This window comes from Paenibacillus flagellatus (assembly GCF_003217775.1).
Taxonomy (GTDB): Bacteria; Bacillota; Bacilli; order Paenibacillales; family NBRC-103111; genus Paenibacillus_AB; species Paenibacillus_AB flagellatus.
Genome location: NZ_QJVJ01000011.1, coordinates 263,675 through 290,657 on the forward strand (window position 1 = coordinate 263,675; position 26,983 = coordinate 290,657).

A 26,983-nucleotide genomic window follows, 5' to 3' on the forward strand; every position below is an offset into this window, starting at 1 on the left:
ACCTCCATCATTAACGGGAACCCCGACAAAAAAAAGTGCAATATCCGCACTTTTCTCCATTAGCGGGGTGATCAACCCGGCTTTTTGTGAACCGGGTCCGACCCCGCTACGGATTCATCGCTTTTTTGATCCGATAATCCTTGGGCGTCGTGCCGAACCGTTTCTTGAACAGCTTGAAGAAGTAGCTCGGAGAGCTGAAGCCGACCTTCTCGGACACCTCGTTCACCGGCAAATTTTCCTTCTCCAGCAGAACGACCGACTGCAGCAGCCGAATTTCGTTGATATAATCCGCGACGGAGACGGTTTCGCTTTTTTTGAACATTCTCCCGACGTAGGCGGAGGACATTTTCAGCATATCGGCGATTTCCTGCAGGCTCAAGTTCGGATTCGTATAGTTCGCCCGAACGACGTCCTTGATCGTATCGACGATGACCCGATCTTTGCTCTCGTCCACCCGCTTCTGGTCCATGAAGATGGCGCCGAGGATCGCCCCGAACTCGGCAAAAATGTCGTCCAGCGTCTCCTTCTCGAACACGAGCCGGTCGACGGAGCGCAAGTCGATCGACAGCGGCGCCAGCTTGTTCCGGTTCATATCCCGCACCGTCTGCTTGATCAGGATGCCCAGATGGATGACGGCTTGGATGACCGCGTCCGGGCTCATGCCGGCGATCTCCCGGCGGATGCCGTCCAGCTCCCGGTACGCTTCCTCTTGCCGGTTCGCCTTGATCGCTTCGACGAATTTGCGCTCCAGCTCGGGCGAAATTTGCGTATCCCGCTGCTTCCAATGGCGCCGCACCAATTGCGGCGTGATGACCGTGTTCAGGCCGAAATTCATTCGATAGGCCAAGTAGTCGAGCGCTCGCTCGCAGTAGGACGTCATTTCTTTGTAATGGGGCACGACGTCGCTCAAGGCCACGGTGAACGTGACGTGATAGTAGTCGTTCACGACTTTTTGAGCCCGCCGGATCAACGCCCCGATCCGCGAATGAATGTCGTCCTGGGAATCCGGCGCTTCGTAGATCAGCACCAGATGCTCTCCGCGAATATCCGCCACGTCGCTGCGAAGCTCCTCGGACACGATCTCCTGCACGATGTTCGCGATGGAGAAATGAAGCAGGCGAAGGTCCATCCCCCTCGACTGGTCCTTGAACGCCGAATAGCCGTCGACCTTGAGTACCCCGATGACGCATTTCTGATCCAAATCCACGCTCAAATACCGGCGTTCCGCGCACTCGCGCCTTTCCTCGTCCGTAAACCCCGCGCTGTCGGTCAGCAGCTTCCGCAAATAATAGGAGCGGATGATCGCTTCGTTGTCTTCGTGCCGGCTCTGCTCCTTCATCAGCCTCTCGACCAGATGGTTGTAGCTGTAGGAAATGTAGCGGAGTTCGTCTTTCTCCTCGAACGGCTCCGCGTCGACGTCCGGCAGCCGCTTCGTCTCCTTCAGCAGCACGTTGATCGGGGAGTACAGCTTGCTGGACACGAACAACGAAGCGAGCAAGGCCAGCGCGAGACTGACGGCCGCGACGGTACCGAACACGACCTTCAGCTTGTCGACGGCGGCCACGACGCCGGCATACGGCTCCATATCGACGACGACCCAGTTGATGGAGCCGTTCACCATATAGTTGACGATCTGTTTCTCGCCGCCGACGGTAGCCGTAAACTGGGCGACTTGACCCGGGGACGCGGCCATATGGCGATAAATGTCGCTCTTCAATCCGGCGACGTCCGGTCCCGTCCCTTCGTCGGAGCTGTACATCTCTTGATTTTGGTCCAAGATGAAGATGCGGTTGGCCGGGTTCGCCGAGCGACGGTTCATCAGCTCCAGCTTCTGAAACAGCCACTCCGGCTTGATGTTGACCACGAGCGCGCTTTCCGCCTTCGAGTAGGCCGCCAGCGAATCGTACATGAACAGGGAGAAGACGATTTGCGTTCGCTCCGGGTGCTTGGCGTCCGGGATATATTCGACCGGCATGAGCTGCATTTTGTAAATCGGCTTTGCGCCCTCCAGGAAGCCGTTCAGAATCGACATCAGATTGCTGGTCCCGTCGCTGATCGCGTCGTCGCCGCCGGTGAAAAACGTATTCCGCTTGCTGTTGTAAAGCACGATCGAGTGAATGAACGAGTTGTAGGCGAACGTCTTGTTCAATTTGTTGATCCGGGTAAGGTCTTCAAACCGGTCCATTTGGCTGCTGTACAGCAAATGGGCCATGTCGTTGTCGTAGAACAGCGAAATCGCGACGTTTTTGACCGTCTCGTTCATGTACGAAATATTATAGTTGATTTGCGAGAGTACTTTTTCGTTCGCTTCCTTCTGCATGTCGAGACTGATTTTTTCGGAGTACCAATACGCCGACAGCAACGAAACGAGCATAAACGAAACGATCAGCAGGTTGATCGACAGGATGATGCGCATGAAATATTTACGTTCTCTATATTTTCGCAAATAGGTCGTCATAGCGTCATCCTCTCTTCGGATTGGGGGCGATGCCGGTCAAGGCTCCATGCGCCCCGGCATGTGACGGGCCTGTTCCGCCCGCCGGAAGTAATCGTCGATTCCTTCAAGACCGAACTCTTCCATAATGTCGGCCGCGGTAAAGCGCTCCGACTCGCTCGTCAGCAGCACGCAGCCGAGAAAGCCGGGATCGTGAATGTTGACGTCGGGGCCGTACTTCCGCTTGATCTCGGGGAATTTGGCGGCATTCTCGTCGATATGAATGACGGCGTAATCGAGGTTCACCCGGGCCGTGACGAACGGATAGTAGTTCGTGCTCCTCGCCGCAACCTCTCCCAGCGGAGTGACAACGGTACAGGGCGGGCCCGCGATCGCCCCCGCGAAGTAGGCCCGGCACGAATAGGCCCAGTAGTTCTGCATCAGCCCGCCGTGATACATGGACGGGAAGACGATCAAATCCGGCTTCGCCGCCTCCACCCGCTTCCGCAGCTCGTCGAAATTCAGATCGAAGCAGATCGCCGCCGCCACTTTGCCGAAATCGCATTCGAAGACGGCAACGTCTTTCCCGTACAAAATATTCGTCTTCTCATACTCGTCCGGCACCAGATGATTCTTATGATACACGCCCATTACGCCGCCGTCACGACCAATCAGCTGCATCGCGTTGCGCCAGCTGCCGTCCCCCGCTTCCGTATGAGCCGGATACGTGATATAGCAGCGGTGGCGCTTGGCGATATCCGCGAACCGATCGCGAATCCGGTCGCCCCGGACCCGGTAGTAGGCCCGTCTCGCCTCCAACGGAAACTTCGTCGTATTCGGCCGGTCGCACGCCTCCGGCAGGACGATCAAGTCCGGCCGGTCGGGCAGCACCCGGTCGAGCTGCATTTGCCAATGGTCGATCATGCGCTCCACCGCCTCTTCGGGCGGAACCGCCGCGTCGATCTCGAGCGGCCGCGGCCCTACGCAGGCGATCGTGATGTAGTTCGCCATATCGGTTCTCCCTTCGCACAGCACAAGTCCACCCTCCGGTCGGACGGAAGGTGGACCTGCCCGAATGAATCGTTGAGATCAAGCCAGCACGTGCATCTGCTCCTCCCGCACTTCCCCGTTCAACGGGCGCCCCTCGATAAACGCCGTTAAATCTTGGATAACGGCATGGGCGATTCTCGCCAATCCGTTGTTGACGGCGCCCGCGATATGCGGGGTGAGAATGACGTTCGGCAGACGGCGGAACGGATGGTCCGGCGGCGGCGGCTCGGGATCGGTGACGTCGAGGCAGGCGAACAACCTCCCCTTGCCCAATTCGGCCGCCAGCGCCGCCTCGTCGATTACGGAGCCGCGCGCCGTGTTGATCAGGACGCAATCGTCCTTCATCATCGCCAGACGGGCTTCGTCGAACATCCGATACGTCTCCGGCAAAGACGGAACGTGGATGGAGACGACGTCGCTCGCCCGGAGCAGCTCCTCGAGCTCCGCCTTCTCGGCCCCCATTTCCCGCGCCCTGTTCTCGTCGACGAACGGGTCGTAGAGCAGAATCCGTACGTCGAACTGCCGCATCAGCTTGACATAATGCGAGCCCGCCCGTCCTCCTCCGACTACGCCGATCGTCAAACCGTACACTTCGCGGACGCCGGAAACCGGTCCCCAACCGCCTTCCCGAGTCCCCCGGCTGAGCCGCCACATGTCCTTCAAAGAGACGATCGTGAAGCCGAGAGCCGTCTCCGCCACCCCCTTGCCGAGCGCCTCCGTCGCATTGGACACCCGGATGCCGCGCCGCCAGAGGGCGTCCGTGACGATCGGCTTGACCGTACCCGCGGCATGGAGCACGAGCTTGAGATTCGGCGCGTTCTCCAGAACCTTCTCGGTCAGTGGGCCGCATCCCCACGACGTAATCGCAACGTCGGCCCCTGCCATCAGCGAGCGAGCCCGCTCCTCGGTCGGATTCCCGCTTTCTTCGTTAAGCGTCACGTCCCCGAACTCCCGCAGACGCGCCAGATGCTCGGGACGGAACACTTTCTCGCGCGTTTCTTTCCCTTGCAGCATCGCGATCTTCACTCGAATTCCTCCCCGGAACGAAACGGAAGGGGAATAGAGCGGGATGTCCCGTCTATTCCCGCCCCTTCGCATTGATCGAGCCGGCTACTTCTTGCCGTTCGCCTTGAGCCATTCGTCCAGCTGCTTTTGCATCTCGGCGACGATTTTGTCCGCTCCGGCCTTTTGCAGCTTGTCTTCAAAGATCGGCAAATATTTTTCCGGATCGAGCGTACCCGATCCCAGGCCGGCGCCGTATTCATCCTTGACCGCTTTTACGTTGGCTACCTCCGTCTTGACCGGGTCCGAATTGAACACAAAGCCGTTATATTTGGAAACGTAGGCCTCATTGTTCAATTTGATCGTCTGCGCCAGCTTGTCGGCCGGTACGCCCTCCGGCAAATATTCGTTGCTGATATTGCCGAACACCCAGTCCGTGTTGGTGAAATAACCGGCATCCTGGTTAATCTTGATGTAGTTGCCCGTCGTTTTCGTATAATGCTTGCCTTCGATTCCGTAGACGAGCGTGTTGTACAGCTCCTTGTCGGTGTTCACGAGCTCGAGGAACATCATGGCGCGCTCCGGGTTTTTGGAAGTCCGGCTGATCGCATTCAGCGTGCTGGCCGCACCCGTGAAGTTCGCCTTGGACAACGGAACCAGCACGACGTCGAACCCGCCGGCCGCCGCCTTGAATTCGACCTCCGAGCCCGGTTTCCCGGTCCAGTCGAACCAGACCGCCGTCGTCCCTTTGTTGTAAGCGTCTGCAGGAGCTTTCAAGGTCGCCGCATCCTGGTTAATGTAGCCTTTGGTGTACCAGGAATGAGCCAGCTTATAATTCTCCCTCATTTCCTTGGTGACGTCGGGGAGCACTTTGTTATTCGGATCGTTCTCGTAAACCGGTACTTTCACGTCGATATTGTACAGCATGCCGGTGTAAAAGCCTTTCGTGGTGCCGAACGGCGTAATGCCCGGCTCGTTATCCTTGATTTGCTTCAGGAACGGCTCGATGTCCTCGATTTTTTTGATCGTGCTGATGTCCAGCTTGTATTTGTCCACGAACCGCTTTTGGATGACCAATCCGGCCCGGCTTGCGGAAAATTGAAAGTTCGGCACGGCGTAAATTTTGCCTTCCAGCTTGGCGTCGTCCCAAAACTTCTGCTCCAGGGACGCGAACAGCTTCTGCCCTTTCGTTTTCAGCAGATCGTCCAGCGGCTGGAACACGCCCTTCTTCTGGTTCGCTTCGAATTTGAACAGCCAGTTCGAGTTCCAGATGATATCGAACGGCTCGCTCGCCGCCACGACCGTATTCATTTTCTGCTCGTACGTCCCGAAATCGACCGGCCGCAGCTTGATCGTCGCGTTGATTTTCTCCTTCGTTATTTTGTTAACCGCTTCGTTGACGAGCGCCAGATCGGGATTGGCTTTGTTTTGCGGGTAATACCAGGTCAATTCGACCGGTTCCAGCGCTTTGCCCGCATCGGACGTCGCCGACGGCGACGAAGCGCCGCCCGGGTTTTCCGTCGCGCCGGAGCCCGACGATGAGGAGCAGCCCGCCGCGGTCATCGCAAGTGCGGAGCCGAGGGCGATCGCCGTTAACCACGGGGACCGTATCGTTTTACCGAATGCTTGTTTCAATCGAGTAACCTCCCTGTTTTTCTGAATGATGGCTATATGGCAAGTAAAGGCGGAACGCCGGCGCGGTGCCGTCCGTTTCCGCGCTTCACCGGTACCCCGGGCTGTTTAGCCTTTGATGGCGCCGATCGTCAACCCTTTGACGAAGAAACGTTGAAAGAACGGGAACACGAGCAGCATCGGTCCGGCCGATAGGACGGCTACGGCGAATTTGGCCGACGTTTTCGGAAAAGCCGCCATGTCCAGACTGACCCCCGCCGTTAAAAATTCGGGCCGCGACGTGATGATGTCGAGCGAGCTCAGGGCGCGAACGAGCAACAATTGCAGCGGCACCAGCTTCTCGTCGTTGATGAACAGCAGCGCGTTGAACCATTCGTTCCAGTAATTGAACATAATGAACAAGCCCAAGGTGGCCAGCGAAGGTTTGGACAACGGAAGGATGAGCTGTACATAGATTCGCCATTCGCCCGCCCCTTCCATCTTGGCCGACTCGATAATCTCGATCGGAATTTTGGCCATAAACCCTTTCATGATCAGGACGTAGAACGGGCTTAGCAAGCCGGGAACGATCAGCGCCCAGATCGTGTCCTTCAAATGCAGCACCTGTGTCATCAAAATGTAGAACGGCACCAATCCGCCGCTGAACAGCATCGTAAAAAACACGTAAAACGAAGTGACCCGATGCAGCGCGTAGTCCTTTCTCGATAGCGTATACCCCATCGTGGACGTCAGAACCAGGCTGAGCAGCGTTCCGACGATGCTGACGGTAATCGTGACGCCGTAGGCGCGGAGTATGGTGTCCGGCGTCTTGAGAAAGTACTGGTACGACAAGAAGGTGATCTTGTCCGGGATCAGCTGGAAGCCGTTATGCAGGATCGACTGTTCGTCGGACAAGGAGATGATGACGACCATCGCGAACGGAACGAGCATCGCAAACGTAAACAGGATGAACGTCAGGTGAATGATCGCGGTCGACCAGGACAGCTTGTGGCGTGTAAGCAAGTTGGCAGCCTCCTAGAACAAAGAGTTTTCCTCGTTGATTTTGCGCACCGTAAAGTTGGCGGCGATGACCAGAACGAAGCCGACGAACGATTGGTACAAGCCGACGGCGGAAGCCATGCTGATATCCCCGACTTCGCTGAGCGCCCGGTAAATATAAGTATCGATAATATCCGTCGTCGGATAAATCATGCCGCTGTTGTTCGGAATGAAGAAGTGCAGCCCGAAATCGCCGCGGAACATGTTCCCGATACTCAAGATCAACAAAATGACGATCAGCGGAGTAAGCTGCGGCAGCGTGATATGCTTCACCAGCTGGAAGCGTTTCGCCCCGTCGATCCGCGCCGCTTCGTACAATTCCCCGTCGATGCCGAGAATGCCGGCATAATAGACGAGCGCCGAGAAGCCGATCGCTTTCCATAAATGAACGGCGTTCAAAATGAACGGCCAATACTCCGGCTCGAAGTACCATTTGATTTTCTCGAAGCCGAAGGCGGACAGCCAGCCGTTCATAAATCCGCTCTGGTGGTCCAGGAAGGCCAGCGTAATGTAGCTCATCACCACCCAGGATAAGAAAAACGGCAGGATCATCGCGGTCTGGTAAATTTTCAGCCATTTTTTGGCAATCTCGTTGAGCAGGATGGCGACCGCCAGCGCGCAAATCGTCGTCAAGGCCATATACCCGATGTTGTACAGCACCGTGTTGCGGGTAATGCGGAAGGCCGTTTCGCTTTTGAACAAAAATTCGAAATTTTTAAAGCCGACCCATTCGCTTCCCAGTATGCCTTTGTCGTACTTGTAGTTTTTGAAGGCGACCACCACTCCGAACATCGGAATGTACGCCATGACGAAAATGTAGATGGCGGCCGGAAGCGAAAGCGTAAACAATTCCATGTGCCTGCCGATCCGTCGGAAAGACTTGATGCGTTTCATCGTTCCGGGTGTCCTCCTAGCTTTCGTGTATGAGTTGTCGATCTGGCTTGATTTCCACGATAATCAGAAAACGGTTCCGCGAACAGTGCAAAAATTGTACTTTTCTCTCCGAAGCGGATGCACGATCCGCATTTTTCTGGCGATATGGCGGGGAAATGCGCAAAAAGGCCGCCGGAACATTGTTCCGGCGACCCGTTGTTTACGGAGCCGCATTACGGCTCGTCCTTCCTCCGCTCGACCGCCTCAAGCGGCGCCGCGAAGCCGTCCTCCGAACCGTCCGACTCCACGTACCGCTTGAGCGCGGACAGCTTGTTTTCCCAATACCGCTCGTAATAGGCGAGCCACCGCTTCAGCTCGAGCAGCGGCTCCGGCTCGAGCCGGTACCGCGTTTCGCGGCCGACCTTCCGCTCGGTCAGCAGCCCGGCGTCCGTCAAAATGCGGAGATGCTTCGATACCGCCGTACGGCTCATCGGAAAATGGCCGCTGATCGCGGTGACGGGCATCTCTTCGTCGCCGAGCATGCGGAGCAGCTGCCGGCGGGTCGGATCGGCGATCGCCTGAAACACGTCGGTCTTCGGCGATGCGGCATCCATGGTCAAGCCTCGACCAAGGCGGCAAGCTTCCGCCCGATCCCGCTCCAGCCTTGCTCCATTCGCTCGCGGACGACCGTATGGGGTTCTCCGAACTCGGTCACTTGGTCGGCGCTCCATCCGGAATGGATCAACGTAAATTCCGTCTTGTCTCCCGTCTCGATCAGCTCGAACGTAAGCGTCCAGTCTTTCCCCCACGAGAACGACAGCCGGCGGGGCGGATCGAGCTCCGTCACTTTGCACGGGGACTTGCCGAACGGTCCGGCCTCCAGGGTGAACTCGTACCCCGGCTCGGGACGGAAGTCGTTCGGCATGAACCAGGCGGCGATGCCTTCCGATGTGGCGACCGCGTCCCATACTTTGCGGATCGGAGCGTTCAGCGTAATCGTTTGCCGAATGTCGGGCAGACGTTCGGACGTTTTGTTTTGTTCCATGGATCGGACCTCCATTGTCATCGCAATTGATTGCAAAACCTTTTGGTTTCATTTTTATTATATGAAACCTTTAGGTTTCATGTCAATCGGTTGTTGCGATTAGAGTACCCCAACCGGCCGGACATTTATTTATAATAATTATAAATAAATATTGATTTTCCATTGATAAGTGTTATCATAGTAATCAATTCATCGTCATATCCTTTTTCCGAGGTGATCTTATTCATGAGCGATACTACGAATCGTTTGACGACAAGCTGGGGAGCGCCGGTGGGCGATAACCAAAACTCGATGACGGCCGGCTCGCGAGGACCGACTCTCATTCAGGACGTCCATCTGCTAGAGAAGCTGGCTCATTTCAACCGGGAGCGCGTCCCGGAACGCGTCGTGCACGCCAAAGGCGCCGGCGCCCACGGCTATTTCGAAGTGACGAACGATTTGTCCAAGTATACGAAAGCGGCCTTTTTATCCGAGGTCGGCAAGCGGACGCCGCTGTTCGTCCGGTTCTCGACGGTCGCCGGCGAGCTCGGCTCGGCCGATACGGTACGCGACCCCCGAGGCTTCGCGGTGAAGTTTTACACGGAAGAAGGCAACTACGATCTGGTCGGCAACAACACGCCGGTGTTTTTCATCCGCGACGCGATCAAGTTTCCCGACTTCATCCATACGCAGAAGCGCCACCCGCAGACGCATTTGAAAAACCCGAACGCGGTTTGGGATTTCTGGTCGCTGTCCCCCGAATCGCTTCACCAAGTGACGATTTTGATGTCCGACCGCGGCATTCCGGCTACATACCGGCATATGCACGGCTTCGGCAGTCATACGTTCAAGTGGGTCAACGCTGCGGGCGAAGCCGTCTGGGTGAAATACCATTTCAAGACGGAGCAGGGCATCCGCAACTTGGACGTCGAGCTGGCCGCGAAGCTGGCGGGCGAAAACCCCGACTACCATACCGAGGACCTGTTCAACGCCATCGCCCAAGGCGACTTCCCCGCATGGAAGCTGTGCGTGCAGATCATGCCGCTCGAGGACGCCGATACGTACCGGTTCGACCCGTTCGACGTGACGAAGGTATGGTCGCAGAAAGACTATCCGTTGATCGAGGTGGGCCGCATGGTGCTCGACCGCAATCCGGACAATTACTTCGCCGAGGTCGAGCAGGCGACGTTCTCCCCGGGCTCGTTCGTTCCGGGCATCGAGGCTTCCCCGGACAAAATGCTGCAAGGCCGGCTGTTCGCCTATTCGGATGCGCACCGGTACCGGGTCGGCGCCAACCATAACGCGCTGCCGATCAACCGGCCGAAGGCGGAAACGAATACGTACCAGCGCGACGGGCAAATGCGCTTCGACGGCAACGGCGGCGGCTCGGTCTATTACGAGCCGAACAGCTTCGGCGGTCCGAAGCAATCGGCCGAGCATAAGACGGCCCCGTTCCCGGTATCCGGCACGGCGGCGAGCGTCGCGTACGACCATGCCGACCATTACACGCAGGCCGGCGACCTGTACCGCCTGCTGAGCGAGGAGGAACGGGCGCGGCTCGTCCGCAACATCGTAAGCGCGATGAAGCCGGTGGAAAAGGACGAGATCAAGCTGCGCCAAATCGCCCATTTCCATAAAGCCGATCCGGAGTACGGCAGACGCGTCGCGGAAGGGCTCGGCCTGCCGGTGCCGCGGGACGACGGCTGAAACCGGAAGGCGGCGAAAAAGGACATCGTACGGCGTAAAGCCGTCGCGATGTCCTTTTTTAAGCCGCCTCTTTTTAGAAACTTCTTCGGGCTTTGATGTATAAAAACGCCCCCGAGCTTTCCCAAGGGGAACATCGAGGGCGTATGCGGCCGCGATTACGAATGAAAATCTTGTCCCGACCGAACTTCCTTGACGTAGCCGGCGCGAATGACGAAGTCGCCGAAATGCTCGCCGTCCCGCCGTTCCTTCGCGTAATGGCCGATGATCGGCCGCAGCGAATCCAATATTTCGGCTTCGCCGATATTTTCCTTGTACAGCTTGTTGAGCCGGTTCCCGGCAAAGCCGCCGCCCAAGTACATGTTATATTTGCCCGGCGCCTTGCCGATGAACGCGATTTCCGCCAGCATCGGCCGGGCGCAGCCGTTCGGGCAGCCTGTCATCCGGATGACGATGTCTTCCTCGCGCAGGCCGGCTTCGTCGAGCATCGGCTCGATTTTGTTCAGCAGGTCCGGCAGGTAGCGCTCCGATTCGGCCATCGCCAGTCCGCACGTCGGCAGGGCGACGCAGGCCATCGAATTTCTCCGCAGCGCGGACAGGTGGCTGCCTTCGCTCAAGCCGTATTCCTTGAGCAGCTCCTCGATCTTTTTCTTCTTCTGGCTGCTCACGTTGCCGATGATCAGGTTCTGGTTGGCCGTCAGGCGGAAGTCGCCGTTGTGGACGTTGGCGATTTCCCGCAAGCCCGTCATGAGCCGCTGCTCGCCTTCGTCCTTGACCCGTCCGTTCTGGATGAACAGCGTGAAATGCCATTTGCCGTTGCTGCCCTTCACCCAGCCGTAGCGGTCTCCGCTATGGTCGAACCGGTACGGGCGGGCGGGCTCCAAGCTCCAGCCGAGCCGGGCGTGCAGCTCGCCCACGAACCAGTCGATGCCGCGGTCGTCGATCGTATATTTGAACCGGGCGTGCTTCCGGACCGACCGGTCGCCGTAGTCGCGCTGGATCGTCACCGTCTTCTCGGCCACGTCGACCGCCTGCTCCGGCAAGCAGAAGCCGATCACTTGGCCGACTTGCGGGTACGTCTTCGGATCGCCGTGCGTCATCCCCATGCCGCCGCCGACCGATACGTTGAACCCTTTCAGCTTTCCGTCCTCGACGATCGCGATAAAGCCGAGGTCTTGGGAGAAGACGTCCACGTCGTTGGACGGCGGAATCGCCACCCCGATTTTGAACTTCCTCGGCAAGTAGACGGGACCGTAGATCGGCTCCTGCTCTTCGCCGGCTTGGCTGTCCAGCACCTTCTCGCCGTCGAGCCATATTTCGTAATACGCCTTCGTCCGAGGATCGAGATGCGAGCTGATCCGGCTCGCCCATTCGTACACCTCGCCGTGAACGTCGGATTGGTGCGGGTTCGGGTTGCACATGACGTTGCGGTTCACGTCGCCGCAGGCGGCCAGCGTGCTCAGCATCGCGTCGTTCACTTCGCGGATCGTCTTCTTCAAGTTCCACTTGATGACGCCGTGCAGCTGGAACGACTGGCGGGTCGTCAGCCGGATCGTGCCGTTGGCGTACTTTTGCGCCACGCGGTCCATCATGAGCCATTGCTCCGGCGTCACGATCCCCCCGGCCGCGCGTACGCGCAGCATGAATTGGTAGGCCGGCTCCAGCTTTTGCTTGCTCCGCTCGGTACGCAAATCCCGGTCGTCCTGCATGTAGCTGCCGTGAAATTTCATCAAACGGTTGTCGTCCTCGGGAATCGAGCCCGTGATCGGATCTTCGAGCGTCTCCGTAAGACTTCCCCGCAAGTAGTTGCTTTTGCGCTTAATATGCTCGACGTCGCTATGCGGCGCGCTGTTCGGGGACATCAAATTGTTGTCCGACATGCTTGCGATTCTCCTCTCCTATCGATCTCGGGCCGGCTTAATAAACATCCCGCTGATACCGTTTTTGCTGCTGCATGCGGAGCAAATATTCCGCCGCCTCCTCCGGACTCAAGCCGCCCTCCTGCTCGAGGATCGTAGCCAAAGCGGCATGGACGTCGTGCGCCATCCTCTTCTCGTCGCCGCATACGTACACGCAAGCGCCTTCCTGAATCCACCGGTACAGCTCCTTGCTCTTCTCGAGCATCCGGTGCTGGACGTACACCTTCTTGTCGGTATCGCGCGAGAACGCCACGTCCATGCGCGTCAATACGCCGTCCTTCAGCCAGCGCTGCCATTCGACCTGGTACAGGAAGTCCGTCGCGAAATGCTGATCGCCGTAGAACAGCCACGTCTTCCCTCCGGCTCCCGTCTCCTCCCGCTCGCTCAGAAACGCCCGGAACGGCGCGACGCCCGTCCCCGGCCCGATCATGACGATCGGCGTATCCGGCTGCTCGGGAAGCTTGAAGTTGGAGTTGTGCTGGATGAACACCGGCAGCTTGTCGCCCGGCTGCACCCGCTCGGCCAGATGGACGGAGCAGACGCCGTAGCGCTCTCTTCCCCGCGCTTCGTATCGTACCGCGCGAACGGTGACGTGAACCTCGTCGGGCGACGCCTTCGGGCTGCTCGCGATCGAATAGAGGCGGGGAGGCATTTTCCGGAGAATCGATACGAATTCGGCCGCGGGCAAGCCTTTAAAGGAGTAATCCTGCACCAAATCCAACAAATCCCGGTCCTTGATATACGCCCGCAGCTCCTGCTCGCGTCCGGCGTCGAGAAGCTCCTTCAGCCCGCTTCCGGCGAAAAGCGACGCGGCCTGCTCGAGCAGCGGCTTCGTCAGCACCGTAATTTCGTAATGTTCGAGCAGCGCGTCGCGCAGCGGACGGGTGTCGCCGTTCTTCGATACGGGAACGGGCTCCTCGGCCTTCCAGCCCATCGCCCCGATCAGCTCGTCCACGAGACGCGGGTCGTTTTGCGGGTAGATGCCCAGGCTGTCGCCCGGCTCGTACTGCAGGTTCGAGCCTTCGAGCGAAAGTTCGACGTGGCGCGTTTCCCGCTCCGAGCCTCGTCCGTTCAAATTGATATTGTCCAGCACTTCCGCGTGAAACGGATTCGCACGCGAATAATCGGACGCGGCGGCGGCGGCTCCTCCGGCCTGCGCTCCCGACCGCTGTCCGGCCGATGCGGCTCCCGTACCCGCTCCTTCGGACAAGGCGGCCACCACTTGAGCCATCCATGCCGAAGCGGGCTCTTCGTAATCGACATCGCAGTCGACCCGCGGCACGATCCGCTTCGCGCCGAGCTCCTCCAGCCGCTTGTCGAAATCTTTGCCCGTCTGGCAAAAAAACTCGTACGACGTATCGCCGAGCGCCAGTACGGAATAGCGCATGCCGTCCAATTGCGGAGCGCGCTTGCCGCCTACGAACTCATGGAAGGCGATCGCGTTGTCGGGCGGCTCCCCTTCCCCGTGGGTGCTGACGATCAGAAGCAGGTTTTCGACTTTTTTCAAGCCGTTCGTCTTGAAATCGCTCATCGAGGAGAGCGTGACCGCAAAGCCCTGCTCCTCCAGCTTCTTGGTCAGCCTTTTCGCGAGCCCGTGACTGTTGCCGGTTTGCGATCCGTACAGAACGGTCACGTCCTTCGATACGGCGGTCGCGCTCGCGGCCGGCAGCGCCGTCGGCGCGGCGGCTGTCGGCACGGCCGAAGCAGCCGAACCCCTTACGGCGGCCAAATACCCGCTCAGCCAAATGCGCTGCGATTCGGTCAACGTCGGCACGAGCCGATTGAGCAGCTCGACCTGCTGCTGGTCGAACGGACTGTTTATGACTTGAAATTCCAACACTATTCACCCCGTCTAACGATTCGCGATCGTATTTCCCAGTATTCGCATCTTCATTCATTCACTCTCTTGAACCCTATCACAGCGCGCTATTCGGGTCAATTAGAATGATCTGATGACATTTATCAAATATACTGATAAATCGACACGTTACGGCAAAGCCGCCGTGCCGCGCTTTCGATTTCGGTACAAACAAAGGCTCACCCTTCGGTGAGCCCCGTCCGGAAGGCCGGTCACTTCCGATACAGCTCCGCAAACCGGCGCCGCAGCTCGTCCCGCGACATGTTGTTCTTATGCGGGAGCCGCTTCATCTCGATCCGGCCGTCCATAATCGTCATGTAATGCGTCTCGTTCGACGGGTCGTCGGGCCGGTTATAGCCCACGCTGCCCGGATTGAGCCATAAGCATTCGTTATCGAGGTACGTGACGCTTTGCCGGTGCGTATGGCCGAAAATGAGCCGTTTCCTCGGGTTGTCCCGGTACTTCTCCCCCGTTTGCCGGCTCCAGTAGCTCTTGAATTCCGAATAGCACACAATCGTCTCGTAGCCGTTATACATATGCTGCATGCTGTAGGCCGCGCCGTCGATCTCGAAATCGACCCGCTCCGGCAAGCTTTCCAAATAAACGATGGACGCCTCGTCCAGCCATCTGGCGTTGAGTATCGGCCACGTCAGCTCCGCGGGCGGCACATCCTGCAAATGCAGGCCGCTGCGGTACGTCTCGACGACGAGGCGGTCGTGATTTCCCTGCACGCATACGACGTTACGGCTTCTTGCCCAATGTACGACGTCCTGCGGCCGGAAGCCGACGTCGACCAAATCGCCGGCGCAATAAATCTCGTCGCTATCGGGTTCCTGCTCCATAATCGCCTCGAGCGAATCCATGTTGCTATGAATGTCCGACAAGATCAAGAGCTTCATCGCGTCTTCCCCCATCCTTCGGCTCGCGTTTCCTTTAAGACTGCCACAGTCCCAGTCGGATCGCCAGCGGGGAGAATTGTCTTTTGCCCGGTCCGTTTTATTCTGTTCCCGAGCGTATGGCGATTGCAGCGCGAAAAAGGCAGCGAAGAGGGAATCCCTCTCGCTGCCTTTCGATATGCCCGGCGAAGCCGCGGAAAATCGCCGCGCTTCTACTCCGGCCTTGCGCTTATACGGAAGGCTCTCTCCACGCCTTGCGGGCGACGCCGGTCCGGTAAGCCGCTTCCACAACCGCTTCCTTTACTTTCTCCACGACCTTCATATTAAATACGCTCGGAATGATGTACGTTTCGCTCAATTCCTCGTCGGTGACGACGGAGGCGATCGCCTGCGCGGCCGCGAGCTTCATCGCTTCGTTGATTTCGCTCGCCCGGCAGTCCAGCGCGCCGCGGAAAATGCCCGGGAAGCACAGCACGTTGTTGATCTGGTTCGGCTTGTCCGACCGTCCCGTCGCCATGACGCGGACGTACGGCTTGGCTACCTCCGGATCGATTTCCGGGACCGGGTTCGCCATCGCGAAGACGATCGGGTCTTTCGCCATCGACCGGACGTCGTCCACCGTCAAAATATTCGGAGCCGACACGCCGATGAACACGTCCGCCTGCCGGATCACGTCGGACAGACTGCCGGTCTCGCCATGCGGATTCGTCATGTTGGCGAATTCGGTCCAATGCTTGTTGTCGTAATGCGCATCGCGGTGAAGAGCGCCGCTGCGGTCGACGCCGATCAAGTTGCGCGCGCCCGCGGCCAGCAGCATTTTCGAGCAGGCGATGCCGGCAGCCCCGATCCCGTTCACGACGATTTTGATATCCGCCATCGATTTGCCCGTTATTTTAAGCGCGTTCAACAGGCCGGCCAGCAAAACGACGGCCGTTCCGTGCTGATCGTCGTGGAACACCGGAATATCGAGCTCCCGCTTCAGCCGTTCCTCGATTTCGAAGCAGCGCGGCGAGGAGATGTCCTCCAGGTTGATGCCGCCGAACGCCGGCGCCATCGCCTTGACGATGCTCACGATCTCGTCCGGATCTTTCGTGTCGAGACAGATCGGGAAGGCGTCGACACCCGCGAACTCCTTGAACAGCATCGCCTTGCCCTCCATGACCGGCATCGCCGCCATCGGTCCGATGTCGCCGAGGCCGAGTACGGCCGTCCCGTCGGACACCACCGCGATCGTATTGCGCTTGATCGTCAGCGAATACGCTTTGTTCGGCTGCTCCGCGATCGCCGTACATATTTTGGCGACGCCCGGGGTGTATACCCGCGACAAGTCGTCGCGGTTTTTGACCGGAATTTTCGAGGTGACCTCGATCTTGCCGCCCAAGTGAACGAGGAACGTCCGGTCCGAGACGTGAATCACTTGAACGCCTTCCAGCCGTCCCAGCGTCTCGCCGATCCGATCGCTGTGCGCCTGATCGGATACGTTGACGGTAATATCGCGGACGGTGCTCGAGCGGCCCGACGAGATGACGTCGATGCCGACGATGTCTCCGCCCGCTCTTTCGATCGCGGCGGCGATTTCGCCGAGCGAGGCGTGCTCCTTGTCGATTTGAAGACGGTAAATCATATAAGTGCTCGAACTGCTTGATACGGACATGTGGCGACACTCTCCCCTATGAATGTTGAATCCGTTTTCGGTAAACCGTCGATCGTTATTCCTTGTCCAGCAGCTCCGCTCCCGCGATGCCCGGGTTCGTCATCTCGTACGGATCGAGAATCATGTCGAGCTCCCGCTCCGTCAGCACGTTGTGGAGCAGGCACAGCTCGCGTACCGGGCGCCCCGTCTCGATCGCCTCGCGGGCGATTCTCGCCACCGTTTCGTAGCCGAGGTGCGGATTGAGCGCGGTAATGACGCCGACGCTGTTCTCCACGTACGCCCGGCACCGGTCGACATTCGCTTCGATGCCTTCCAGGCAATGAACGCGAAACGCGCGGAACGCTTGATCCATCATGCCGAGCGACTGCAGCAGGTTGAACACGAGCACGGGCTCCATGACGTTCAGCTCGAGCTGGCCGGCTTCGGACGCGAGGCAAATCGTATGGTCGTTGCCGATCACCTGGAACGCCACCTGATTGACAACCTCGGCCATAACCGGATTCACTTTGCCCGGCATGATCGACGAACCGGGCTGACGCGCGGGCAATTGCAGCTCCCCGAGCCCGGCGCGCGGTCCGGAGGCGAGCAGGCGCAAGTCGTTGGCGATTTTGGACATATTGATCGCGCACACCTTCAGCGCGCCGGACACTTCCGTATACGCATCCGTATTTTGCGTGGCGTCCACCAGATGCTCCGCCCCGACGAGCGGCAGTCCGCTAAAGTCGGCCAACAGCTCGACGACCCGCTTCATGTAGCGGGGATCGGCGTTCAAGCCCGTCCCGACGGCCGTCGCCCCCATATTGACCTCGTACAAATGCTCGCGCGTCCGCTCGATCCGCTTCCTGTCGCGCTCCAAGACGCGGGCGTACGCCTCGAATTCCTGCCCGAGCCGGATCGGCACGCCGTCCTGCAAGTGGGTGCGTCCCATCTTGATGACGCCGTCGAACTGCTCGGCCTTGCGGCGAAACGCCGCGACCAGCTCCTCCATCGTCGCGAGCAGCCTGCCGACCATGACGAGCGTCGCGATATGGATCGCCGTCGGAAACGCGTCGTTCGTCGATTGGGCCATGTTGACGTGTGTGTTCGGGCTCACCTGGAAATAATCGCCCCTCGTCCCCCCGAGCAGCTCGATCGCCCGGTTGGCGATCACTTCGTTGGCGTTCATGTTGATCGACGTGCCGGCTCCGCCCTGAATCGGATCGACGATAAATTGGTCGTGCCACCGGCCGTCCGCCATCTCCTGCGCCGCTTGCGCGATCGCGTTCCCGATCCGCGGATGGAGCCGGCCGATCTCCATGTTCGCCTCGGCGGCCGCCCGCTTGACGACGGCCATCGCGCGGATCAATTGCTCGTGGACGCGATAGCCGGTGATCGGGAAGTTTTCGACGGCGCGCATCGTCTGGATGCCGTAATACGCGTCGGCGGGCACTTCCTTCGTGCCGAGAAAATCTTTTTCCGTTCTGTAACGAGCCGTTGTCATAAAGCCGTTCCCCCTTCTATGCGGCGATTAGGCCGCCTTCTTGACGGTTTCCAAATACCGGCGCCCCTTGTTCGCGTCGTATTGCCCTTCCCATTTCGCCATGACGACGGCGGCCATCGAATTGCCGATGACGTTGACGACCGTTCGCGCCATGTCCAATATGCGGTCGATGCCCGCAATAAACGCGAGCCCCTCGAGCGGAATGCCGACCGAGCCGAGCGTGGCCAGCAGCACGACGAACGAAGCGCCCGGCACGCCGGCGATCCCTTTGGACGTCAGCATCAGGACGAGCACCAACGAGACTTGCGCGCCGACCGACATGTCGATCCCGTACATTTGCGCGATGAACAAGGCGGCGATCGCTTGATACAGCGTGGACCCGTCCAAGTTGAACGAGTAGCCCGTCGGCACGACGAACGAAGTGATCGCCTTCGGCACGCCGAACTTCTCCATCTTCTCCATCATTTTCGGCAGCGCCGTTTCGGAGCTGGCCGTCGAGTAGGCGAGGATGAGCTCGTCCTTCAAAATGCGCACGATCGCCATCAAGCTCGTTCCGCACAGCTTCGCGATCAAGCCGAGCACGATCGCGACGAACAGGAACATGCCGGCATAAACCGCGAGCACCAGCTTGCCGAGCGGAAGCAGCGAGGCGACGCCGAATTTCGATACGGTCATCCCGATCAACCCGAAGACGCCGATCGGCGCGAATTTCATAATCTGGTTCGTCACCCAGAACATCGACTCGGAGACGCCTTGGAAAAAAGCGAGCACCGGCTTGCCCTTCTCCCCGATGGCGGCGACGCCCAAGCCGAACAACACCGAGAAAAAAATGATCGCGAGCATGTCGCCGGCGACGAACGACTCGAATACGTTTTTCGGCACGATATTGACGAACGTATCGACGAAGCTGTGGCCGGTTACTTTCTCGGTCGTTTCCACGTATTTCGAAATGTCCGACTTGGCCAGTCCGGCCATATCGACGCCGGCTCCCGGCCGGAACAGGTTGGCGATCAGCAGGCCGAACACGATGGCGACCGTCGTCACGAGCTCGAAATACAAGATCGTTTTGCCGCCGAGCCTGCCGAGCTTCTTCATATCCCCGACACCGGCCACGCCGACGATCAGCGAAGAGACGACGATCGGGACGACGATCATTTTAATCAACCGAATGAAAATGTCCCCCGCCGGCTTCAAGTAGCTTTCGACGGACGGATTGCCGTAGAAGACGGCACCGACGGCGACCCCCAACAGCAAGCCGATCAATATTTGAAACGCCAAACCGAACTTTTTCATTTCGATTCCCCTTTCCCCTCTTGTAAAAGCGCTTTCTATTCTGTTTCTCATCAAATCAGTGCCAACGAAAAGTATTGTACGGGCGATCTACCGAAATCGACGAGAACCTACATCTTTCTCCGTTTTTATTTTTACATGTCGCCTTCGCATGCCGGTTCCCCGATCTTGGAACAATAAGCAATCAGAGTATCGCAAGGAGGCTCCGAAGACGATTGAACGACAAACGGCTGCTCGTCCTGCTGATGGTCGTCGCGGTACCGGTTGCGGGTGAGCTGCATTTCTTCCCGTTCCATACCGATTTTCGGGTAAGCTTGGGCACCCCCGTCTTTTTTCTGTTTCTGCTTTGGGTCCGGTCCGTCCCGCCGGTCGTCTCCGGCTTGCTCGTCGGCGCCTCGGTGGCGGCGTTCCGCATCGGACTCGAATGGACGCTCGCGCCGCGGGGCGACTGGGGGGACGCGCTGCGCCACCATGAGCCGGCGTTTCTTTATTACGCGACATACGGCCTCGCCTTCGCCGCCTTTCGCCTGAACCGATATCGGCACCGTCCGATCGCGCTCGGCGCGCTGGGGGTCGCCGTCGAGCTCGCCGCGTCGGCGGCGGAGCTGCTGCTGCGCCGTTCGGCGGCCGACGGGCTGACGCAGGCCGCGACATGGAACCAGATCGGACTGCTCGCCGTTTTCCGCAGCTTTTTCGTCGTCGGCTTCTTCAATCTCGTTCAGCTGAAGCAGACGCGGGCGGCCGAAGAGCGGCAGCGCAAAGAAAAAGAAACCATGCTCATGCTCGTCACCGGGCTGTACGAGGAAACGATCCACCTGAACAAGACGCTGCGAAGCGCGGAGCGTATCGCCCAGGACTGCTACGGGCTGTACCAATCGCTGAAAGGGGAAACGCCCGTCCCGCGCGAACGGCTCGCGCAGCAGGCTCTCCGGATCGCCGGGGAGGTGCACGACATCAAGAAGGACAATCAGCGGATATATGCGGGGCTGTCCGGCCTGATCGCGCACGACGGGGACTACATGCCGTTGGCGGAATTGGCGGGCATCGTCCGGCGCTCGAACGAAAAGTACGCCCTGTCGCTCGGCAAAAAGATCGGGATCGGCTTGCGGACGGAGGGCGATCTCCCTTCCTGTCATGCCTACGCGACGCTGTCGCTGTTGAACAACCTCGTCGCCAACGCCGTCGAAGCCATTCCGGAGTCCGGTCATATCGCGATCGAGGCGAGGCGCGAGGACGATACGATCGTACTCGAAGTGGCCGACGACGGACCGGGCGTCACGCCCAAGCACCGGGACAACGTCTTCGTACCCGGCTTTACGACGAAATACGATTCGACCGGCAAGGCCTCGACGGGCATCGGCTTGGCTTACGTCAAGCAGGAGGCCGAGCGGATGTCGGGAACGGTCCGGTACCGCCCCGGCAGCGGCGGAACCGGCGCCGTCTTCACCGTCGCCCTGCCCGCCAGCCGAATCGGAAAGGAGGAATAGCGCGATGCGGTTTTTTATCGTCGACGACGATCCGGCCGTCCGCTCCATGCTGGAAACGATTATCGAGGACGAGCAATTGGGAACGGTGGCGGGCGACGCCCCGGACGGAAGTCATATCGATCACGGCTTGCTCGCCTCGCAGCGGGTCGACGTCCTGCTGATCGATCTGCTGATGCCGGGCCGCGACGGCATCGAAACCGTTCGCGAGCTGGCCGGCCGGTTCGAAGGGAAAATCGTCATGATTTCGCAGATCGAATCCAAGGAGCTGATCGGCAAGGCGTATGCCGCCGGAATCGAATATTACGTGACGAAGCCGATCAACCGGCTGGAGGTGGTCGCCGTCCTGCGCAAAGTCGCGGAGCGGCTGCGGCTGCAGCATTCGATCCGGGACATTCGAAAGACGCTCTCCGCCATCGGCTTCGACGGCGCGGCCTCCGGGAAAGGAACCGCCGCACCCGAAAAAACGATTGTCGACAGCGGGAGCGACGTGCTGTCCGACCTCGGACTCGTCGGCGAAGCCGGCGTCCAAGATTTGCTGGACATCCTCGAGGTGCTGTCCCGGCACGAAAGCGAACGGCCGGGGGAGCCGGGCTTTCCGCAGCTGCTCGACCTGTATCGGGACATTGCCCGGAGGAAGCTCGGCCCGTCCGCATCCGAGGCGAACGTCAAGAGGGAGGTCAAGGCGGCCGAGCAGCGGGTGCGGCGGGCGGTGCATCAGGCGCTCGTCCACGTCGCCTCCCTCGGCTTGATCGATTACGCGAGCCCGAAGTTCGAGCAGTACGCGACCGTCTTTTTCGATCTGGGCGATATCCGCAAAAAAATGAAGGAGCTGGAGGACGAAACGTCTCCCGCTCCCGGTTCGATCCGGCAAAACACGAAAAAGTTCATTCAGGCGCTTTATCTCGAATCGAAAAAGCGGATGGCGTAGCGCGGCATGAACGTCATGCGCGAACAAGACGAAAAAAGCGGTTGCCGCCCAAGGCAACCGCTTTTTCGCGAAGTCGACGAAGCTTTATTCGTTTAACCGCAATTGTTCCCGGTACTGCGTAGGGGTTTTCCCGGTCAGCTTCAGGAAGGCGCGACGAAGCGCCTTTACATGGTCGAACCCGACTTCGACGGCGATGTCCACTACCTCCATATCGGTCGTGGCGAGCAGACTGGCCGCCCGTTGAACGCGCAGCGCATACAAGTAATGGATGAACGTTTGTCCGACGTGCCGCTTGAACAGCCGGCTGATATAGGTAGCGTTCCAATGGAACCGTTCGGCAAGACCGGTCAAGGATAGCTGCTCGTGGTAGTTCAGATGGACGTAATGGAGCAGCTCGGCCCATTGATGAGGAGACGGATTCGCGGACGGGGCCGGCTCGGGGCGCCCGATAAACGTCCGGGTCAAAAACACCAGCACCTCCAGCAGCTTGGCGCGCAAAGACGATTCCTTCGCGAACCGGTCGCTTTCGTACTCCAGCTTCACCGATTCGAACCACCGGATCATATAGACGGTTTGCTCCTCGTCCAACTCGTAATGCGACGGCAGCAGCTCGCCGGTCTTCATGACATAGCGGCTCAGCTCTTGGTCGGACGCATTCAGAAATAAATGGTGGATGTCGAACATGCAGTTGTATTTATGAACGGGAGGCCGATCCAAGCGGATTTCGTGGATGTGGTGAGGCAATAGCAGCGAAACGGTTCCGCGCTTGAACCGGTGGGGCTTGCCGTTTAATATTTCCGTTCCGGTGCCGCTGACGACCAGGCTGAGCTCCGCCAAGTTATGGTAGTGAAGCGGATAGTCGCGCATCATCTGCTTTTCCAAAATAAAAAACGGCAGCCGGCTTTTCCCGTACAGGTCGTGCCTCAAGGCGTCTTCGAATCGTGGGGAGAGTACCATACGCGTCTCCTTCCAACTCCGGATATCCATATTGTAGCACAGCTTCCGGCGCTCCCGAGGATAAAAAGTGGACGTCGTACGCTCATTTCGTGTCCCTCGCCCGGACAAGTTTTCTTCTATAGTGGTGGGTAGGAGACGAGTCATGGAGCTGAAGCCGCTGCGACCTGCGGACGAAGGAGGTGACGATCGGCGGACAGGCGGACGGTTTGTCCGTTTCGTCAGGGGTAACCGTTAAAGGAAACAACGTTGGAACCATCGCTTCGCATACCAATCGGTCGGGAGGAATTACGCAATGAAAAGAAAACGCCTTCAAGCACACGGACTGCGACGCAAACTGGCATCTTCCGTGATGGCGGCTGTTGTCGCGCTATCGGGCTTTGGATCCGGCGCTTCGGCTGCGGATATCCGAGGAGCGAATTTCGGCTTTGAAGACGATCTGTCCGGGTGGACGACAATCGTGGACAAGGACAACGGCAACGATCGGGACGAGCAAGGCAGCGGCATTGAACGATCGGACGTTCGGGCGAGCGAAGGAACGTACAGCGCACGGCTGTACGACGCCAAAGCTTCCCGCGCCTTCGGGCTGGAAAGCGACAAGCTCGACGTGGAAGCGGGGACGTCCTATACGGCTTTTGCCGATGTGTGGGTCGAAACCGGGGAAGCCGAGCTCGTACTGAACTTTTACGACGGCAGCGGGAGACTGCTGGATAACGCGGTTACGAAAGCGGTCTACCAAGACGGCTGGCAGACGGCGCAGGTCAGCCGAGTCGCGCCGGACGGAGCCGTTCGCGCCGCCGTTATGCTGTATTCGGACAAAGGCAATAAAGGGACTTCGTATTGGGACCGCGTCCGCTTGACGAAGGATTATACGAATTTGGGCGTTCAGGTGGGCAGCGCCGCACCGCTCGGGGCCGCCTTCGGCATCGGCGATCGTCAGCACGAGATTTACGCGGTCGTGACGGGCAATCAGAACGATCGCCCCATTATGGAGGTCATCGACGTCAACACCGAAAAGGTGACGACCAGCGTTACCCTTCCCGGCGCCAGCGTCAATCCGACGGGGGCGTGGGCGGCCGCGACGGCGACGGACGGGACGGTATACCTGGGAACGTATCCGAACGGCCGGCTCTATCGATACGTTCCGGGCGAATCGTCCATTTCCGACTTGGGGCAGCCGCTGCCGGGGGAATCGTACGTCTTCGACTTGGCCGTAGGCGCCGACGGGAAGGTGTACGGCGGTTCGTACGGCCGGGCGGGGTTTTTCGAGTACGACCTGGCACAAGGCGCCTCGCAAATCGGCGGCTTCCCGTTTTACCAGCCGCCGGGACAGACGTACCGGTATCTCCGGGCGCTGGCGCACGACCGGGAGCGCGGCGTCTCCTACTTGGCCATGGGCGCGAACGCTTCCATCCTGCGCTATGACCACCATACCGGGCGGCTTGACGACATTTTGCCGGCGAAATACAAATCGATCACGCTGGCGGGAACGGTCGATTATACGGGAGACCGCGTCTTTGTCGCGATCGGCGGATACTTGATGGCGCTGCGTGTCGACGTCGCGGCGGACGGAACCGTCGCCTCGACGGAGGAGATGTCGATTACGAACGCGGCCCCCCGAGTATCGCCGGCGCATGACGGGAGCGTGTATTTGGTCCAGAAAAACAAGCTGAGCCGGTACGACCTCGCCACCAAGCAGGTCACGAATCTCGACTTCGACATCCCCGGACGCATTCAACGGTACGGCTGGGTGACGCTGAACGATCAGCAAAACTTCCCCGGCCAAACGCTCGTCGCCGTGTCCGACGGCAATTACGAAACGAACATTATCAAGTACAATCCGCAAAACGGCCATTTCCGCGTTTCCCGCGCCGAAGGCGCCCCTCGTATCGCAGGCGCCATCAACAGCATCGCGACGGGACCGGACGGCCATATTTACACGAGCGCGTACTTGTACGGAGGACTGGGCATGTACCGACCGTTCGAAGGGGATGCGAACGATACCCAGCCCGAAACCGTCTACGCCCCGATCAGCCAAATCGACAAGATGGCTTCCGCCGGCGGCAAGCTGTATGTGGGCACGTATCCGGGCGGAGGCTTGCATGAATACGATCCGAAAGCGCCGTGGCGTCCGGGCGTCAATCCGAAGCTGCTGATCAACTCGGGGCTGTACAAGCAGGATCGGCCGAAAGCGATCGCCTTCGGCGACCGAAAGGTGTTTATGGGCACGACCGGGACGACCGGATACCGGCCGGGCGCGTTATCCGTTTACGATTACGCGACGGGTGCCGCGACCGTTCACGAAAATATCGTGACGGATCAGAGCGTCATCGCGCTTGCTTACCATAACGGACTGTTGTACGGCGGTACCACGATCCGCGGCGGATATTCCAGCACGCCGTCGCAAACCGAAGCGAAGCTGTTCGTGTACGATCCTGCCGCGCAAGCGAAGGTAGCCGAATACGGGTTGCCGGAAATCGCAGGGGGCCGCAAGCTGACGGCCATTACGGAGCTGGTCGTCATCGACGACCGGTTGTGGGGCATGGCGGAGGGCTATCTGTTCGTCTTCGATCCGGTGTCGCGCACCTTCGACTATTTCGAAGAAAAGTTCCCCGACGTGAAATGGCCGGAAGGGACGTACCGGGATGCGGACCTTGTCACCGTCGAAAAGGATCCGGACTCCGTATACGGCACGATCGGGAATAAGTATTTGTTTTCCATCAACAAGGCGGACCGCTCGATCGAGATATTGCGGTCCGACGGCGCCGACATGCTGACGGCCGATCCGGACGGCAACCTGTACTTCAAGCACAACGACACGGAGCTTTGGCGGTATTCGTTTTAATTCGGATTCGCCGTAACGCATAGAGGGGAACGGCACCTTTCCTGCCGCTCCCCTTCTTTGGTGCATCATCCAACTCCGAGCATGGCCTCCTCGCCGCACGGGAAACCGGCCGGTCGAGCGCTGTGCCTCTCCCGCCCTTCGCGTTACCGTTTCGCCTTGTAAAACTCGTGGTACAGCTTCATCAGCGCCCGCTTCTCGATTCGGGACACGTAGGAGCGCGAAATGCCGAGCTCCTTCGCGATTTCCCGCTGCGTGCGCTCCTCGCCGCCGTGCTCGAGGCCGAACCGGCCGACGACGACCTCCTTCTCGCGTTCGTCGAGAATGTCCAAATTTTTGTATATTTTCGACTTTTCGATTTTGAGCTGGACTTTGTCGACGACGTCGTCGGCTTCCGTGCCGAGTATATCGATGAGCGTAATTTCGTTGCCTTCCTTGTCCGTTCCGATCGGGTCGTGGAGCGAGACGTCCTTCCGCGTTTTTTTGAGCGACCTCAAATGCATGAGAATTTCGATTCTAATGTCAAAAGGGTGCGTAGTCAAGCGTTCATCTTTTCTTAAAATACTGCAACAGAAGCTGTTGATATTAAAACACATCAAGCTCTTTATTGGTCAATGTATATACAGGATACCCGTTTATTTCAGTTGACTTTAAGTATCCTTGTTCACAAAGTTCATCCATGCGTCTTTTCAATACTATCCCTGTCTTCTTATAACTTTTCGTACCTTCTTCTTCAGTGTTAAAGCGTCTGTTCACCGTTTCCATCGAAATAATTTCTCCAGGTTTATAATCCTGAATTTCGAAAGTACTGCGCATTAAAAACATAAAAAGGGCTCCAAATCTTTGGTAGAATGGTGTTTGTCCAGGACAACATCACCCAAAGAGAGGAGCACCTTTTAGGTGAAGTCTACCACACCG

20 protein-coding genes and 1 pseudogene are annotated in these 26,983 nt (G+C 58.8%); 4 read left to right on the forward strand and 17 right to left on the reverse strand.

Annotation, left to right across the window (positions count from 1 at the left end; genetic code table 11):
- Window positions 1–106 precede the first annotated feature (106 nt).
- From DLM86_RS23790 to DLM86_RS23825, 8 genes are all read right to left on the reverse strand, one after another.
- On the reverse strand, window positions 107–2,458 hold the full coding sequence (locus tag DLM86_RS23790; protein WP_110842560.1) for an AraC family transcriptional regulator: 2,352 nt from the start codon (window positions 2,456–2,458) through the stop codon (window positions 107–109).
- Between the two features lie 36 nt (window positions 2,459–2,494).
- Entirely contained in the window at window positions 2,495–3,445 is a 951-nt protein-coding gene (locus tag DLM86_RS23795; protein WP_110842561.1) for a carbon-nitrogen hydrolase family protein, read from the reverse strand.
- 78 nt (window positions 3,446–3,523) lie between these two features.
- Entirely contained in the window at window positions 3,524–4,510 is a 987-nt protein-coding gene (locus DLM86_RS23800; RefSeq protein ID WP_158289633.1) for a hydroxyacid dehydrogenase, read from the reverse strand.
- Between the two features lie 84 nt (window positions 4,511–4,594).
- The gene (locus tag DLM86_RS23805) at window positions 4,595–6,121 is read right to left on the reverse strand and encodes an ABC transporter substrate-binding protein (RefSeq protein WP_110842563.1); all 1,527 of its coding nucleotides are present in this window, start codon (window positions 6,119–6,121) and stop codon (window positions 4,595–4,597) included.
- A gap of 105 nt (window positions 6,122–6,226) precedes the next feature.
- On the reverse strand, window positions 6,227–7,120 hold the full coding sequence (locus tag DLM86_RS23810; protein WP_342773114.1) for a carbohydrate ABC transporter permease: 894 nt from the start codon (window positions 7,118–7,120) through the stop codon (window positions 6,227–6,229).
- 12 nt (window positions 7,121–7,132) lie between these two features.
- The gene (locus DLM86_RS23815) at window positions 7,133–8,050 is read right to left on the reverse strand and encodes an ABC transporter permease (protein WP_245954860.1); all 918 of its coding nucleotides are present in this window, start codon (window positions 8,048–8,050) and stop codon (window positions 7,133–7,135) included.
- Window positions 8,051–8,262: 212 nt separating this feature from the next.
- The gene (locus DLM86_RS23820; RefSeq protein ID WP_110842564.1) at window positions 8,263–8,643 is read right to left on the reverse strand and encodes an ArsR/SmtB family transcription factor; all 381 of its coding nucleotides are present in this window, start codon (window positions 8,641–8,643) and stop codon (window positions 8,263–8,265) included.
- A gap of 2 nt (window positions 8,644–8,645) precedes the next feature.
- Window positions 8,646–9,074 carry an SRPBCC family protein gene (locus DLM86_RS23825; RefSeq protein ID WP_110842565.1) on the reverse strand — a complete coding sequence of 143 codons (429 nt, stop codon included), beginning with the start codon at window positions 9,072–9,074 and terminating at the stop codon, window positions 8,646–8,648.
- A gap of 225 nt (window positions 9,075–9,299) precedes the next feature.
- Here DLM86_RS23825 and katA point away from each other — a divergent pair, with 225 nt between their 5' ends.
- Complete coding sequence (gene katA, locus DLM86_RS23830; RefSeq protein WP_110842566.1) at window positions 9,300–10,760, forward strand: catalase KatA; 1,461 nt, start codon at window positions 9,300–9,302, stop codon at window positions 10,758–10,760.
- Window positions 10,761–10,915: 155 nt separating this feature from the next.
- Here the strand turns inward: katA and cysI are convergent, their stop codons facing one another.
- From cysI to DLM86_RS23860, 6 genes are all read right to left on the reverse strand, one after another.
- Complete coding sequence (gene cysI, locus DLM86_RS23835; protein ID WP_110842567.1) at window positions 10,916–12,637, reverse strand: assimilatory sulfite reductase (NADPH) hemoprotein subunit; 1,722 nt, start codon at window positions 12,635–12,637, stop codon at window positions 10,916–10,918.
- 37 nt (window positions 12,638–12,674) lie between these two features.
- Window positions 12,675–14,513, reverse strand: a complete 1,839-nt coding sequence (locus tag DLM86_RS23840; protein ID WP_110842568.1) for an assimilatory sulfite reductase (NADPH) flavoprotein subunit — start codon at window positions 14,511–14,513, stop codon at window positions 12,675–12,677.
- A gap of 233 nt (window positions 14,514–14,746) precedes the next feature.
- On the reverse strand, window positions 14,747–15,433 hold the full coding sequence (locus tag DLM86_RS23845; protein ID WP_158289634.1) for a metallophosphoesterase family protein: 687 nt from the start codon (window positions 15,431–15,433) through the stop codon (window positions 14,747–14,749).
- A 226-nt stretch (window positions 15,434–15,659) separates the two neighbouring features.
- On the reverse strand, window positions 15,660–17,084 hold the full coding sequence (locus DLM86_RS23850) for an NAD-dependent malic enzyme (RefSeq protein WP_110842570.1): 1,425 nt from the start codon (window positions 17,082–17,084) through the stop codon (window positions 15,660–15,662).
- 55 nt (window positions 17,085–17,139) lie between these two features.
- Window positions 17,140–18,564: an aspartate ammonia-lyase gene (gene aspA / locus DLM86_RS23855; RefSeq protein WP_110842571.1), complete on the reverse strand. Its 1,425-nt coding sequence runs from the start codon at window positions 18,562–18,564 to the stop codon at window positions 17,140–17,142.
- A gap of 27 nt (window positions 18,565–18,591) precedes the next feature.
- The gene (locus tag DLM86_RS23860) at window positions 18,592–19,857 is read right to left on the reverse strand and encodes a cation:dicarboxylate symporter family transporter (RefSeq protein WP_110842572.1); all 1,266 of its coding nucleotides are present in this window, start codon (window positions 19,855–19,857) and stop codon (window positions 18,592–18,594) included.
- A 212-nt stretch (window positions 19,858–20,069) separates the two neighbouring features.
- Between DLM86_RS23860 and DLM86_RS23865 the strand changes: the two genes are divergently transcribed.
- Window positions 20,070–21,341 carry a sensor histidine kinase gene (locus tag DLM86_RS23865; protein ID WP_245954861.1) on the forward strand — a complete coding sequence of 424 codons (1,272 nt, stop codon included), beginning with the start codon at window positions 20,070–20,072 and terminating at the stop codon, window positions 21,339–21,341.
- 4 nt (window positions 21,342–21,345) lie between these two features.
- Window positions 21,346–22,269, forward strand: a complete 924-nt coding sequence (locus DLM86_RS23870) for a response regulator (RefSeq protein WP_110842573.1) — start codon at window positions 21,346–21,348, stop codon at window positions 22,267–22,269.
- Window positions 22,270–22,353: 84 nt separating this feature from the next.
- On the opposite strand, the gene DLM86_RS23875 is transcribed toward DLM86_RS23870, so the two are convergent.
- Entirely contained in the window at window positions 22,354–23,226 is an 873-nt protein-coding gene (locus DLM86_RS23875; protein WP_158289635.1) for an AraC family transcriptional regulator, read from the reverse strand.
- Window positions 23,227–23,683: 457 nt separating this feature from the next.
- Here DLM86_RS23875 and DLM86_RS23880 point away from each other — a divergent pair, with 457 nt between their 5' ends.
- Window positions 23,684–26,068 (forward strand): ligand-binding sensor domain-containing protein, encoded by a 2,385-nt coding sequence (locus DLM86_RS23880; RefSeq protein WP_146250279.1) that lies wholly within the window; start codon window positions 23,684–23,686, stop codon window positions 26,066–26,068.
- Window positions 26,069–26,211: 143 nt separating this feature from the next.
- Here DLM86_RS23880 and DLM86_RS23885 read toward each other — a convergent pair.
- Together DLM86_RS23885 and DLM86_RS31795 are read right to left on the reverse strand one after the other, a co-directional pair.
- Window positions 26,212–26,586 (reverse strand): annotated as a pseudogene (locus DLM86_RS23885) (sigma-70 family RNA polymerase sigma factor); the annotation flags it as partial.
- Window positions 26,587–26,650: 64 nt separating this feature from the next.
- On the reverse strand, window positions 26,651–26,830 hold the full coding sequence (locus DLM86_RS31795) for a hypothetical protein (protein WP_146250280.1): 180 nt from the start codon (window positions 26,828–26,830) through the stop codon (window positions 26,651–26,653).
- Between the last annotated feature and the right edge of the window lie 153 nt (window positions 26,831–26,983).